12 protein-coding genes are annotated in these 13358 nt (G+C 68.4%); 11 read left to right on the plus strand and 1 reads right to left on the minus strand.

The annotated features are described in order from the left end of the window. Window positions 1–86 precede the first annotated feature (86 nt). Window positions 87–290 carry a YdcH family protein gene (locus tag ABL844_RS13820; protein WP_093201587.1) on the plus strand — a complete coding sequence of 68 codons (204 nt, stop codon included), beginning with the start codon at window positions 87–89 and terminating at the stop codon, window positions 288–290. Next, window positions 287–2383: an ATP-dependent DNA helicase gene (locus tag ABL844_RS13825; RefSeq protein WP_184638588.1), complete on the plus strand. Its 2097-nt coding sequence runs from the start codon at window positions 287–289 to the stop codon at window positions 2381–2383. The genes ABL844_RS13820 and ABL844_RS13825 overlap by 4 nt, the downstream gene beginning before the upstream one ends. Window positions 2384–2439: 56 nt before the next feature. Here the strand turns inward: ABL844_RS13825 and ABL844_RS13830 are convergent, their stop codons facing one another. Then, window positions 2440–3249, minus strand: coding sequence for an outer membrane protein assembly factor BamD (locus ABL844_RS13830; RefSeq protein ID WP_126018814.1), 810 nt, complete (start codon window positions 3247–3249; stop codon window positions 2440–2442). 23 nt (window positions 3250–3272) lie between these two features. Here ABL844_RS13830 and ABL844_RS13835 point away from each other — a divergent pair, with 23 nt between their 5' ends. From ABL844_RS13835 to hisS, 9 genes are all read left to right on the plus strand, one after another. Continuing rightward, window positions 3273–4298: an RluA family pseudouridine synthase gene (locus ABL844_RS13835; RefSeq protein WP_418120466.1), complete on the plus strand. Its 1026-nt coding sequence runs from the start codon at window positions 3273–3275 to the stop codon at window positions 4296–4298. Between the two features lie 128 nt (window positions 4299–4426). Continuing rightward, window positions 4427–5377, plus strand: coding sequence for an SMC-Scp complex subunit ScpB (gene scpB, locus ABL844_RS13840; RefSeq protein WP_369658464.1), 951 nt, complete (start codon window positions 4427–4429; stop codon window positions 5375–5377). Then, the gene (locus ABL844_RS13845; protein WP_418131641.1) at window positions 5374–7152 is read left to right on the plus strand and encodes a pseudouridine synthase; all 1779 of its coding nucleotides are present in this window, start codon (window positions 5374–5376) and stop codon (window positions 7150–7152) included. Before scpB ends, ABL844_RS13845 begins: the two co-directional genes overlap by 4 nt. 153 nt (window positions 7153–7305) lie before the next feature. After that, entirely contained in the window at window positions 7306–7731 is a 426-nt protein-coding gene (gene ndk / locus ABL844_RS13850) for a nucleoside-diphosphate kinase (protein WP_019653122.1), read from the plus strand. 23 nt (window positions 7732–7754) lie between these two features. Beyond that, the gene (gene rlmN, locus ABL844_RS13855) at window positions 7755–8906 is read left to right on the plus strand and encodes a 23S rRNA (adenine(2503)-C(2))-methyltransferase RlmN (RefSeq protein WP_126018820.1); all 1152 of its coding nucleotides are present in this window, start codon (window positions 7755–7757) and stop codon (window positions 8904–8906) included. Between the two features lie 4 nt (window positions 8907–8910). Next, a complete protein-coding gene (gene pilW / locus ABL844_RS13860) occupies window positions 8911–9768 on the plus strand; it encodes a type IV pilus biogenesis/stability protein PilW (RefSeq protein ID WP_418131642.1) in 858 nt (285 codons plus the stop codon). Then, a complete protein-coding gene (locus ABL844_RS13865; RefSeq protein ID WP_418131643.1) occupies window positions 9761–10732 on the plus strand; it encodes a helix-turn-helix domain-containing protein in 972 nt (323 codons plus the stop codon). The genes pilW and ABL844_RS13865 overlap by 8 nt, the downstream gene beginning before the upstream one ends. Then, window positions 10729–12018 carry a flavodoxin-dependent (E)-4-hydroxy-3-methylbut-2-enyl-diphosphate synthase gene (gene ispG / locus ABL844_RS13870; protein ID WP_418131644.1) on the plus strand — a complete coding sequence of 430 codons (1290 nt, stop codon included), beginning with the start codon at window positions 10729–10731 and terminating at the stop codon, window positions 12016–12018. Before ABL844_RS13865 ends, ispG begins: the two co-directional genes overlap by 4 nt. Before the next feature lie 12 nt (window positions 12019–12030). Then, the gene (gene hisS / locus ABL844_RS13875; protein WP_418131645.1) at window positions 12031–13353 is read left to right on the plus strand and encodes a histidine--tRNA ligase; all 1323 of its coding nucleotides are present in this window, start codon (window positions 12031–12033) and stop codon (window positions 13351–13353) included. Window positions 13354–13358: the final 5 nt, after the last annotated feature.

Below are 13358 nucleotides of genomic sequence, written 5' to 3' on the forward strand. Positions count from 1 at the left end.
CGGGTTCCTGTCTTCTCGGAGATTCGTGTCAGGACGTATTATCGAATGAACATGCGGCGCGAAAACCAGGCGTGCGCTCCCCACCGTTGGACTCCAATCTTCACTCCCTTTCCCGCCAGCTGATCGAACTGCGCATCGAGCACGCAGACCTCGATGCCACCATCGACCGTCTGGCCGAAGGCTCGCCGCAGGACGAGCTGCTGCTTCGGCGCCTCAAGAAGCGCCGCCTCGCGCTGCGCGACCAGATCGCCCGCCTGGAAAACATCCTCGATCCGAAAGAGCCGGCGTGACGGGGGCGCTCGAAGACAAGGTGCGCGACGCCTTCGCGCAGGACGGTGGCCTTTCGCGCGCCGCGGAGCAGTTCCGCGAACGCTCGGGGCAGACCGAGATGGCGATGGCCGTGGCCCGCACCATCGACAAGGGCGGTGTGCTGGTGGTCGAGGCCGGCACCGGCGTCGGCAAGACCTTTTCCTACCTCGTGCCGGCGCTCCTGAGCGGCGAGCGCGTGCTGCTTTCCACCGCCACCAAGACCCTGCAGGACCAGCTCTTCGGCCGCGACCTGCCGCGTCTCGTCGAAGCCTTCGGCCTGCCGGTGCGTACGGCGCTGCTCAAGGGCCGCGCCAGCTATCTGTGCCTGCACCGGCTCGACATGGCGCGCCACGATGCTTCCCTGCCAGAGCGCGGCAGCCTGCGCACGCTCGCCAAGATCGAGCAATGGTCCAAGGCCACGCGCACCGGCGACCTGGCCGAGCTGCCGGGGCTCGACGAGCGCTCGCCGCTCATTCCGCTGATCACCTCCACGCGCGAGAACTGCCTGGGCGCCCAATGCCCGCAGTTCAAGCCCTGCCACGTCAACCTGGCGCGGCGCGAGGCGCTGGCGGCCGACATCGTCGTCATCAATCACCATCTCTTCTTTGCCGACCTCGCGGTGCGCGAGACCGGCATGGCGGAGCTGCTGCCGACGGTGAGCGTGGTGGTGTTCGACGAGGCGCATCAACTCAACGAGACCGGCGTGCAGTTCCTGGGCGCCCAGCTCGGAACCGGCCAGGCGCTCGACTTCGCGCACGACATGCTGGCCGCGGGCCTGCAGCATGCGCGCGGCCTGGTCGACTGGCAGCAGCTGGTGTCCACCACCGAGCGCGCCGCGCGCGATCTGCGGCTGGTTGTCGGCAAGCAATGGCCGGGCGCGAAGCTGCGCTGGCTGGGGCCGTCGCCCGAGGGCATCGACCCGGCGGCGTGGCAGGGGGCGCTCGACGACCTGCTGGATGCATTCCGGGCGGCAGCGGAAGGGCTGGACACCGTCAGCGAAATCTCGCCCGACTTCGTGCGGCTGCACGAGCGGGCTCGCCAGCTCGCGAAACGCACCGCGCGCTTCGCCTTGCCGTGCGAACTCGATTCCGTGCGCTGGGTGGATGTGGGCACGCAACTGCGGCTCATCGAATCGCCTCTGGACATCGCCGATGCGATGCGCAAGCGGGTGCTCAAGATCGCCGACGAGGCCGGCGAGGCCGATGAGGCCGGGATCGACGGTGACGAGCAGGAAGACGGCCTGGACGCCTACGGCGAGCAGCCGGCGCGTTCGGGCGCTGCACACGAAGAGGGCGGCCGCGCCTGGGTCTTCACCTCGGCCACGCTGGGCGACGAGCCCACGCTGCGCTGGTTCACCGAGCCCTGCGGCCTGCAGGATGCCGAAGTGCTGCGCGTGCAGAGCCCCTTCGACTACGCCTCCCAGGCCGCGATCTACGTGCCTCGCGCCTTTCCCAAGCCCAACGATCCGTCGCACAGCCAGCGCGTCGCGCAGCTCGCGGCGCGCGGGGCGGCGGAGCTTGGCGGCCGCACGCTGGTGCTGACGACCACGCTGCGCGCATTGCGCACCATCGGCGACGAGATGAGGCAGCAGTTCGAACTGCTCGACACACAAGTTCGGCCCGAAGTACTCGTGCAGGGCGAACTGCCCAAGCGCGTGCTGATGGACCGCTTCCGCGAAGGCTCGAGCGCCGGGCGCGCGGGCTGCGTGCTGGTGGCGTCGGCGTCGTTCTGGGAGGGGTTCGATGCACCGGGAGACGTGCTTCAGCTGGTGGTGATCGACAAGCTGCCGTTTCCGCCGCCCAACGATCCGCTGGTCGAGGCGCGCTCGCAGCGGCTGGAGGCGCAGGGGCGCAGTTCGTTCGCCGACTATTCGCTGCCCGAGGCGGCGGTGGCGCTCAAGCAGGGTGCGGGGCGCCTGATCAGGCGCGAGACCGACAGCGGCGTGCTGGCGATCTGCGATACGCGGCTGGTGGCGATGGGCTATGGCCGCCGTCTGCTGGCGGCCTTGCCTCCGATGCGGCGGCTCGAGAACGAAACCGATTTCGATGCCGCGCTGGAGGCGCTCAGGAACTGAGCGGGAGGCTTCGGCAGGGCGCTTGCGGCCCTACCGGTTCAGGAAGGTCGTCTGGCTTACCAGACCTTCCACCACGGGTCGTCCTTGCCCTTGAAGCCGTTGGCGAGGAAGGTGCTCTGCGGGTAGTTGGTGGTCAGCACGCGCTGGGCGTCGTCGCGCAGATCCTTCATGCCGAGTGCGTCGTACGACTTGACCATGATGTACAGGGCTTCTTCGAGCGCCGGCACTTCGCGGTAGTCGGCCAGCGCGACCTGGGCGCGGTTGATGGCCGCCAGGTAGGCGCCGCGCGTGTAGTAGTAGCGCGCCACGTGAACCTCGTACTGCGCGAGCGAGTTCACGATGTAGTTCATGCGCTGGCGTGCGTCGGGGGCATAGCGCGAGTCGGGGAAGCGCGTGGCCAGGTCCTTGAACGCCTCGAACGATTCCTTGGCGGCCTTCTGGTCGCGCTCCGAGAGGTCCTGGCGCGTCAGGAACGCGAACATGCCGAGGTCGTCGTTGAAGTTGATCACGCCCTTGAGGTAGAGCGCGTAGTCCATGGCCGGGCTCGCCGGGTGCAGCTTCATGAAGCGGTCGACGGTGGCGATGGCGGCCGCCTTCTCTCCGGACTTGTACTGGGCGTAGGCCTTTTCCAGCTGTGCCTGCTGGGCCAGCGGGGTGCCGGCTGCGCGGCCTTCGAGCTTCTCGTAGAGCGGAATGGCCTTGTCGTAGGCGCCCGATCCGGCCTCGTCCTTGGCTTCCGAATAGATGCGGTTGGGGCTCCAGGTGGCGGTCTTGTCGGCGGTCGGGGTCGACGAGCAGCCAGCTGCCAGCAGAGCCGCCGCGCTGAGCGCGATCCAGGCGGGGACCGATAATTTGGCGCGAATCATCACATACGGCTTTCGTGAAACAGTTGCCCTCAATTATATCGACCGACCCTCTGGGCAATATCCCCGACAGCCCGGAGGTGGCCGAGCACGAAGAGGGCGCCGACCCGGCCGAGGCCAGCGAGCAGCGGCCCTTCGTCATCGACCCGGCCCAGCACGGCCAGCGGCTCGATCGGGCCCTGGCGGCGCTGGTGCCCGAGTTTTCCCGCAGCTATCTGCAGCAGCTGATCGAGGCAGGCGTCGTCGAGTTGCAGGGGCGCACCGTCACAAAGGCCTCGGCGCCGGTGAAGGCGGGGCAGTCCGGGCGCATCGAATTGCGCCCCACGCCCCAGAGCCAGGCCTTCCGGCCGGAGGCGATGGACATCGTCACCGTGTACGAGGACGAGCATCTGCGCATCGTCGACAAGCCCGCCGGCCTCGTGGTGCACCCGGCACCGGGGCACTGGAGCGGCACGCTGCTGAACGGCCTGCTGGCGCTCGACCCCAAGGCGGTGCTGCTGCCGCGTGCCGGCATAGTGCATCGGCTCGACCGCGATACCAGCGGCCTGATGGTGGTGGCGCGCACGCGCCCCGCCATGGATGCGATGGTGGCGCTGATCGCCGCGCGCGAGGTCAAGCGGCAGTACCTGGCCATCGGCCACAGGCAGTGGGAGGGCGCCCCTGCACGGCATGTCGACGCCCCCATCGGGCGCGATCCGCGCAACCGGCTGCGCATGGCGGTGGTCGATCTGGAGCGCCATGCGGGCAAGACCGCCCGCACGCTGATCGAGCGGCTCGACAGCAACGCCGAGGGTTGTGCCGTGCGCTGCACGCTCGAAACCGGGCGCACCCACCAGATCCGCGTGCATATGGCCTCCATCGGCCATCCGCTGGTGGGCGACGCGCTCTACGGCGGCGCGCCGGCCGCGGGGCTGTCGCGGCAGGCGCTGCATGCATTCAGGCTGGCCTTCGTGCATCCCGTCACGCAAGCGGCGCTGGAGTTCCGCTCGCCGTTGCCGGGGGACCTCGTCCAGGCTTTGCAGGCCTGGGGGCTGGATTACAATCGCGCCTGACGGCCCGAGGGCCGCGCCGGTCGCCCGAGACCGGCCTTGCGTTGCATTCGCCGCGTGCCTGCAGCGCCTACTCCTTCCATCCATCTGAACAAGCGCCCCCAGGCGCCTTTTCCCGGATAACGCGAACCATGAATACGGCGGATGCCAAGCGCATTCTCGAAACCGCCTTGATCTGTTCGAGCCAGCCGTTGCCGGTGCGCGATATGCGCGTGCTGTTCGACGACGAGCTGGGTGCGGACACCATCAAGGCGCTGCTGCTCGAACTGCAGGAAGACTGGGCGCAACGTGGCCTGGAGCTGGTGAGCGTCGGCAGCGGCTGGCGCTTCCAGAGCCGGCCGGAAATGCGCGACCACCTCGATCGCCTGCATCCCGAAAAGCCGCCGCGCTACACGCGCGCGGCGCTCGAGACGCTGGCCATCATCGCCTACCGACAGCCCGCCACGCGCGGCGACATGGAAGACATCCGCGGCGTGACGATCAACTCGCTGATCCTCAAGCAGCTGGAAGATCGCGGCTGGGTCGAGGTCATCGGCCATCGCGAAACGGTCGGCCGCCCGGCGCTCTACGCGACCACGCGCCAGTTCCTCGACGACCTGGGCCTGGCCTCGCTCGACCAGCTGCCGCTGATCGAGACACCCGCGCAGCAGGCGGCGCTGGTCGACGCGCTCGAGCAGGCCTCGGGCGAGCAGCAGGGGCTGCCGATCGACGCGGCGCCGGAGGGCGATGCAGATGCGTCCGGATCGGCGGAGCTGGAACTCTCCTTGGCCGGCGTGCCGGCGGCGGACGCCGAGATTGCTGCTGCGCAACAAGGCGAAGAAGCCGTTGCCGAGACGGCTGAAGCGCCGGAGATGCCTGCCCGGGAGCCCGCGGTCGTCGACACCGCGCCCGAAGTCGTGGAAGCAGTCAAGGCAGCCGAAGCTGCCGAAGCGATCGAGGCCGCCCAGGCACAGTTCGCCGAGAACGAAGCGGGCGCCGAATCTGCCCCCGCCGAGCCAGAACAAGAACCCGCGTCAGAGCCCGATGCCCCGTCCGAGGACGAGACCGACCCTGACGCTCCCTCCCCCGGAAAAACCTCATGAGCACAACCGACACCGAAGACGCAGCGATGCTGCCGGTCGAGCCCGAAGTCAAGAAGAAGAAAAGGGCGACCCCGGCCAGGAAGGTGGTCGATGCAGTCGAGGCGGTAGCGCCGGCCGAGGCAGAAGTCGAGGCACCGAAGAAGCCGCGTGCACCACGCAAGAAGAAGGTGGTCGAGCAGGTTGCGCCCGAAACCGAGGCCGAGGCCGTGGCCGCGCCGGTGGCGGAGGCGCCCCGGCAAGTGGGCGAGCCGGAAGTTGTCGCGGCCGTCGTCGAAGAGTCGCCTGTTGCAGTCGTCGCGGAGGTGGTGCGTGATCCGGAGCCTGTCGAGGCGCATCGGGCCGAGCGCCTCGATGACCGCGACGACGACTCCCGTGACGAAGACGAGGAAGACGAAGAGCCGGACGAGGAAGAGGACGACCTCGACCGCGCCCGCCGCGCCGCCGAGCGCGAGCAGCGCAACGCGCCGCCGCCGGAGCCGATCCGCTTCGCGGACGTCATCTCCGGCCAGTTCGACGCCGACGAGGAAAGCCCCGAAGTCCCGCCGCTCAAGCGCGTGCTGCTCCCTGAGGCCGATTCGCCCAAGCTGCACAAGGTGCTGGCGCAGGCCGGCCTGGGCTCGCGGCTCGAAATGGAGCAGCTCATCCTGCAGGGCCGCATTTCCGTCAACAACGAGCCGGCCCACATCGGCCAGCGCATCCAGTACGGCGACCAGGTCAAGATCAATGGCAAGCCGATCCGCTATCGCATCGCGCCACCGCCGCCGCGCGTGATCGCCTATCACAAGCCCGTGGGCGAGGTGGTCACGCATGACGATCCGCAGAACCGCCCGACCGTGTTCCGCAAGCTGCCGCGCCTGCAGCAGGGCAAGTGGCAGTCGGTGGGCCGTCTCGACCTGAATACCGAGGGCCTGCTGCTGTTCAGCAGCTCCGGCGACCTGGCCAACCAGCTCATGCACCCTCGCTTCGGCCTGGAGCGCGAGTACGCGGTGCGCGTGCTGGGTGCGCTCACCGCCGAAGAGAAGCAGAAGCTGCTGGACGGCGTGCGCCTCGACGATGGCATGGCGCAGTTCGGTGCCATCGAGGACGGTGGCGGCGAAGGCTCCAACTGCTGGTATCGCGTGACGATCTCCGAAGGCCGCAACCGCGAGGTGCGCCGGCTGTTCGAGTCCGTGGGCCACGCGGTCAGCCGGCTGATCCGCATCCGCTACGGCGCGATGGTGCTGCCGCGCGGCCTGAAGCGCGGCGCCTGGATGGAACTCGACGACCGCGACATCCGCGCGCTGTTCCAGGCCTCGGGTGGCGCGGTCGCCCGTCCGGGCCAGCAGCAGCGTGGCCCGGGGCAGGAGGGCGGTGGCGGCAACGGCCGCGGCGGCCGCAACAAGAAGCGCCGTGGCAATCGCAACGGCGGCGGCCAGCAGCAGCCGCGCGACATGCGCGAAGCGCGTGACGACGGCGGGCGCGAGGCGCCGATCCCGAATCCGCTTGGCGACGGCCGTCCGCCGCGCGGCGAGCGGGGAGGACGTTCCAACCGTGGCGGCGGGCAGCCCCAGGGGCAGGGACGCCGCGGCAACGGCAACCGCCAGAGCGGCGATCGCCAGCAGCAGGGTGGCGGTGGCAATCAGCCCGATCCGATGAAGACCTCGCTGGGCTACATCGGCGCCGACAGCTTCTCGCGCCAGCGCAAGGAGCAGCGCGGAGGAGGTCAGCGCCGCGGAGGCGGCGGGGGCGGGGGCGGCTTCGCAGGCCAGGGCGGCGGACGCCGCCGCGGGCGCTGAAAGTCTGCCGTCTCAGCGCGGCCTTTCGCGGGGTTTTCACCAATCCGCAAGGCTGCGCCGGTTAAAATCAGAGGCTTTGTCGACATGTGACGCAACAAACTCGTTGCAGTTGTGACAAAACACTTCAAAATCAAAGCTCCAGGAAGCATTTCAATGGCTATCGAACGTACCCTTTCCATCATCAAGCCCGACGCAGTTGCCAAGAACGTCATCGGCAAGATCGTTTCCCGCTTCGAGGCCGCCGGCCTGAAGATCGTCGCCGCCAAGCTGGTGCACCTGTCGCGCAACGAAGCCGAGCAGTTCTACGCCGTGCACAAGGAGCGTCCCTTCTTCAAGGACCTCGTCGAATTCATGATCTCGGGTCCCGTGTTCGTGCAAGTGCTCGAAGGCGAGAACGCCATCGCCAAGAACCGTGACCTGATGGGCGCCACGGACCCCAAGAAGGCAGCCGCCGGCACCATCCGCGCCGACTTCGCCGACAGCATCGACGCCAACGCCGTTCACGGTTCGGACGCTCCCGAAACCGCCGCGAACGAAGTGGCCTTCTTCTTCGCCGGCCTCAACGTCTACGCACGCTGAAACCCGGATCTCGCCCCGATTCCATGACCACGGCCAATCTGCTCGATTTCGATCTCGAGGGGTTGGCTGCGTTCTGCGAAAAACTCGGCGAGAAGAAATTCCGCGCCACGCAGCTGTTCCGCTGGATCCACCAGCGTGGCGCCAGCGACTTCACCCAGATGACAGATCTGGCGAAGTCGCTGCGCGAGAAGCTCGCGACCACCGCTCGCGTCGAGGCCCTGCCGGTCATCACGCAGCACGAATCCAGGGACGGCACGATCAAGTGGCTGTTCGACGTCGGTGACGGCAATGCCGTCGAAGCCGTATTCATTCCCGAGGACGACCGCGGCACTCTTTGCGTGTCGTCCCAGGCCGGCTGTGCGGTCGGTTGCCGCTTTTGCTCGACGGGGCATCAGGGCTTCAGCCGCAACCTCAGCACGGGCGAGATCGTCGCCCAGCTCTGGTTTGCCGAACACTTCCTTCGCAAGCACCTCAAGCGCGACGAGCGCGTCATTTCCAACGTGGTGATGATGGGCATGGGCGAGCCGCTGCAGAACTACTCGGCGCTCGTGCCAGCGCTGCGCACCATGCTCGACGACAACGCCTACGGGCTGTCGCGCCGCCGCGTGACGGTGTCGACCTCGGGCGTGGTGCCGATGATCGACCGCCTCGGCGCCGATTGCGCCGTGGCGCTCGCGGTTTCGCTGCACGCGCCCAACGATCCGCTGCGCGACGACCTCGTTCCGCTGAATCGCAAGTACCCGATCGACGAACTCATCGAGGCCTGCAAGCGCTACCTGGCCCATGCCCCGCGCGACTTCATCACCTTCGAGTACTGCATGCTCGACGGCGTGAACGACCAGCCGGAGCATGCACGCCAACTGGTCGAACTGGTGCGCAGGCACGGCATCTCGTGCAAGTTCAACCTGATCCCGTTCAACCCGTTTCCGGCCTCGGGCCTGCTGCGTTCGCCGCAGCCGCGCGTCCTGGCGTTCGCCAAGGCGCTGAGCGAGGCCGGTCTCGTGACCACCGTGCGCAAGACGCGCGGCGACGACATCGATGCCGCCTGCGGCCAGCTCGCCGGCGACGTCAAGGACCGTACCCGCGCGGCCGAGCGCATGGCGCAGCGCCGTGCGGCCGAGCAGCGCCCCGTTGTTTTGCATCCGGTCCGCAAGACCGCCTCCCAGGAGCATTGAACCGATGAGCATGGCCATTTCGATGACGACCGCGAACGTGCAGCGGATGCTGACGGTGGGTTTCGCGGGCGTCGCCGTGTCGCTGCTGCTTGGGGGCTGCGTGAGCACGCGCACCACCACCACCAGCCTGGCCGACAGCAGCAACTCGTCCAAGGGCACCGAGATCGTCACCGAGTCCGACGAGTCCAGCCGCCAGCGCCGCGCGCGCTTGCGCATGGAACTGGCCGCCGGCTACTTCGAGCACGGCCAGACCACCGTCGCGCTCGACGAAATCAAGCAGGCGCTGGCCGCCGACCCGAACAACGCCGACGCCTACAACCTGCGCGGCCTGGTCTACATGCGGCTCGACGACGCCGCCCTGGCCGAAGACAGCTTCCGCCGTGCCATCGCGATCAATCCGCGCGACCCGAACACGCGCCACAACTATGGCTGGCTGCTGTGCCAGCAGAACCGCTATGGCGACGCGGCCGCCCAGTTCGGCGAGGCCCTGGCCGTACCGACCTACACCGAGCGCGCCAAGACGCTCATGACACAGGGCGTGTGCGAGCTCAAGGCCGGCCAGCGCGACAAGGCCGAGCGCACCCTCATGCAGGCCTACGAGATCGACGCCAGCAACCCGGTGGTCGCCTTCAACCTGGCTTCCGTGCTGGCGCAGCGCGAGGAATGGTCGCGCGCGCAGTTCTACATCCGCCGCGTCAACAACAGCGCCGCGGCCAGCGCAGAGACGCTCTGGCTGGGCATCAAGATCGAACGTAAGCTGAACAACCGCGAGGCAGTCGCGCAGTTGGGAGGCCAACTGCAACGACGCTTCCCCCAGTCGCGGGAGACAACAGCGTACGAGCGCGGGAATTTCAATGACTGATCGGGTTTCGGAGTTCGGCACTTCCGCAGCATTGCCACTGGAAGCTGGCGATATCGCGAACAAGACGGCCGGTGACCTGCTGCGCGAGGCGCGCGAGGCCCACGGCCTGCACATCGAGATGGTGGCCGCGGCCCTGAAGGTCCCGCCGCAGAAGCTCATGGCGCTCGAGGCGGACGACATCGCCTCGTTGCCCGACCCGGTCTTCGCCCGCGCACTGGCCAGCAGCGTCTGCCGCGCCCTGCGCATCGACCCGGCCCCTGTGCTCGCGAAGCTGCCCAGCACGCAGAAGGTGTCGCTCGCCGAAACCGACCGCACCCTCCGCTCGAACATCAATTCGGGCACGCCGCGCTGGAACGGCAACGGCCGCTCCAGCGGGCTGCCTTCGCGGCCGCTGCTGATCGTCGTGCTGCTGCTGCTGATCGGCGCGGGTGCGCTGTTCTGGCTGCCGCAGTCGGTGTTCGACCAGCTCGGCGCTTCCGTGTCGCGCCTTGCGGCGCGCGGCGATTCCGGTGCGGAATCGCCGTCCACCAACGGTCCGGCCTCGGCCGGCGGATCCGTGGCCGAAACCGTGCCCACACAGGCCGTGGCGCCCAGTGGTCCGGTGGCCAGCGAGGCTCCGGCCGCGGCGCCTGCTTCCGGTGCGCCCGCGGCTACCGCTGCCGCGCCGGCTGCCACGGCAGCAGCTGCACCTGCGGCCACGCCCGTGGCTGCAGCCTCGAGCAGCCAGCAGCTGGTCTTCGTGGCTCGCGAGGAATGCTGGATCACCGTGACCGAAGCCGGCGGCAAGCAGTTGCTGCGCCGCAGCCTGCAGGCAGGCGAAACGGTGGGGCTGTCGGGCACGCTGCCGCTGTCGGTCGTGGTCGGCCGCGCTTCGAGCGTCGACGTGCAGGTCCGTGGCCAGCCCTTTGACCTGAAGCCCTTCACCAAGGGTGGTGGCGTGGCGCGTTTCGAGGTGAAGTCGTGACCTCCACTGGCAATTGCCTTCCCGTTCCGATCGAGGCCGCGGCTCCCAAGGCCCGCCGCTCGCGCCAGGCCAGCGTGGTCTGGGGGCCGCGCGTGGTCACCGTGGGCGGCGACGCCCCGGTGCGCGTGCAGTCGATGACCAACACCGACACCGTCGATGCCATCGGCACGGCGATCCAGGTGAAGGAGCTGGCCCAGGCCGGCTCCGAGATGGTCCGCATCACGGTCAACACGCCCGAGGCCGCCGCGCAGGTCCCTTACATCCGCGAGCAGCTCGACCGCATGGGCATCGACGTGCCGCTGGTGGGAGATTTCCACTACAACGGCCACCGCCTGCTGACCGACTATCCGGCCTGCGCCGAGGCGCTGAGCAAGTACCGCATCAACCCCGGCAACGTGGGCAAGGGCGACAAGAAGGACAGGCAGTTCGGCCAGATGATCGACGCCGCCATGCGCTGGAACAAGCCCGTGCGCATCGGCGTCAACTGGGGCAGCCTCGACCAGGAGCTGCTCGCCAGCCTGATGGACGCCAACAGCCGGCGGGCCGAGCCCTGGGACGCCAAGCAGGTGATGTACGAGGCGCTGATCACCTCTGCCATCGAGTCCGCCAGGCTGGCCGAGTCGATGGGCATGGCCGGCAACCAGATCATTCTTTCGTGCAAGGTGAGCGGCGTGCAGGACCTGATCTCGGTCTACCGTGAACTGGCCCGCCGCTGCGACTATCCGCTGCACCTGGGCCTCACCGAGGCCGGCATGGGCACCAAGGGCACCGTGGCGTCGGCCGCGGCGCTGTCGATCCTGCTGCAGGAGGGCATCGGCGACACGATCCGCGTGTCGCTCACGCCGCAGCCGGGCGAGTCGCGCACGCAGGAGGTGGTGATTGCCTCCGAGATCCTGCAGGCGCTCGGCCTGCGCGTGTTCGTGCCGAGCGTCACCGCCTGCCCGGGCTGCGGCCGTACCACCAGCACCACCTTCCAGGAGCTTGCCAAGCAGATCGACGACTACCTGCGCATGCAGATGCCGGTCTGGCGCAAGAAATATCCGGGCGTGGAGACGCTGAAGGTGGCCGTCATGGGCTGCATCGTCAACGGCCCTGGCGAGAGCAAGCACGCCGACATCGGCATCAGCCTGCCCGGCACGGGCGAGGCGCCTGCGGCACCGGTCTTCATCGACGGCGAAAAGGCCCTCACGCTGCGCGGCGACAATATCGCCAACGAGTTCCATCAGCTCGTCGAAAACTACATTGAAAAGCGCTTCGGCCAGCCGCTGGCTGCCGACGTCGCCTGACCGCTTTCTCCTATGGCTGACAAGATCAATGCCGTCAAAGGCATGAACGACATATTGCCGGCGAGCGTGCCGCGCACCGACCGCCTGCCCGATTCGGCGCTGTGGTCGTGGTTCGAACAGAAGGTGCGGCAACTGCTGGCCCGCTACGGCTACCACTACATCGTGACGCCCGTGGTCGAACCTACCGCACTGTTCGTGCGCGGTCTCGGCGAGGTCACCGACATCGTCGAGAAGGAGATGTACTCCTTCACCGACTCGATGAACGGCGACAAGCTCACGCTGCGCCCGGAGGCCACGGCCGGCATCGTGCGCGCGATGGTCGAGCACAACGCGCTCTACAACGGCCCGCTGCGCCTGTGGACCATGGGGGCGATGTTCCGCCACGAGAGGCCGCAGAAGGGGCGCTACCGCCAGTTCCACCAGCTCGACGTCGAAGCGCTCGGCTTCCCGGGCCCCGACGTGGACGCCGAACTGATCCTCATGGTGCGCGCGCTCTGGCGCGAGCTCGGCCTGGTCGAGGGCGAGCACGTGCGCCTAGAGATCAACAGCCTCGGCCAGCCGGCGGAGCGCCAGGCGCACCGTGATGCGCTGATCCGCCATTTCGAGTCGCATGCCGACGTGCTCGACGCCGATGCGAAGCGGCGCCTTCACAGCAACCCGCTGCGCATCCTCGACACGAAGAATCCGGCGATGCAGGCCATCGTCGAGGCCGCGCCCCAGCTGATGGACTTCCTCGGCGAGGAATCGCGCGCTCACTTCGACGCCGTTCGGGCCGTGCTCGACGCCGCGGGCCTGGCCTATCGCGTGAATCCGCGCCTGGTGCGCGGCATGGACTACTACAACCTCACCGTCTTCGAGTGGGTCACCGACCAGCTCGGCTCGCAGGGCACCGTCTGCGGAGGCGGGCGCTACGACGGGCTCATCGGACAGATGGGTGGCAAGCCGGCGCCGGCCGTGGGCTTCGGCCTCGGCATCGAGCGGCTGCTGCTGCTGATCCAGGAACTGGGCCTGCCGGTGCCGTCCGCGGCGCCCGCGGCCTATGCCGTCGTTCCCTCGGCCGCGGTGCTGCCGCAGGTCATGGTGGTGCTCGAGCAACTGCGCGCCGCGGGCGTCAGCGTGCTGCAGCACGCGGGCGGCGGCAACATGAAGGCGCAGTTCAAGAAGGCCGACGCGAGCGGTGCGCGCTACGCACTGATCTTCGGCGAAGACGAACTGGCGCGCGGCGAGGTCACCGTCAAGTCGCTGCGCGACGCAGGCGGTGCCCAAGTCGCCCGGTCTCTTTCGGAAGTGGCCGCCTGGGCCGCCACCCTACAATCGCCGGCTCCCAATACCTGACACGC

This window comes from Variovorax sp. 278MFTsu5.1 (assembly GCF_048305045.1).
Taxonomy (GTDB): domain Bacteria; phylum Pseudomonadota; class Gammaproteobacteria; order Burkholderiales; family Burkholderiaceae_C; genus Variovorax; species Variovorax guangxiensis.

Bases quoted from the DNA above. Each gene is read 5' to 3' on its own strand.
- ABL844_RS13845 (WP_418131641.1), top strand. From the start codon at position 5,374: ATGAGCACAACCGACACCGAAGACGCAGCGATGCTGCCGGTCGAGCCC.
- hisS (WP_418131645.1), top strand. From the start codon at position 12,031: ATGGCTGACAAGATCAATGCCGTCAAAGGCATGAACGACATATTGCCG.
- rlmN (WP_126018820.1), top strand. From the start codon at position 7,755: ATGACCACGGCCAATCTGCTCGATTTCGATCTCGAGGGGTTGGCTGCG.
- ABL844_RS13865 (WP_418131643.1), top strand. From the start codon at position 9,761: ATGACTGATCGGGTTTCGGAGTTCGGCACTTCCGCAGCATTGCCACTG.
- pilW (WP_418131642.1), top strand. From the start codon at position 8,911: ATGAGCATGGCCATTTCGATGACGACCGCGAACGTGCAGCGGATGCTG.
- ABL844_RS13830 (WP_126018814.1), bottom strand. From the start codon at position 3,249: ATGATTCGCGCCAAATTATCGGTCCCCGCCTGGATCGCGCTCAGCGCG.
- ndk (WP_019653122.1), top strand. From the start codon at position 7,306: ATGGCTATCGAACGTACCCTTTCCATCATCAAGCCCGACGCAGTTGCC.
- scpB (WP_369658464.1), top strand. From the start codon at position 4,427: ATGAATACGGCGGATGCCAAGCGCATTCTCGAAACCGCCTTGATCTGT.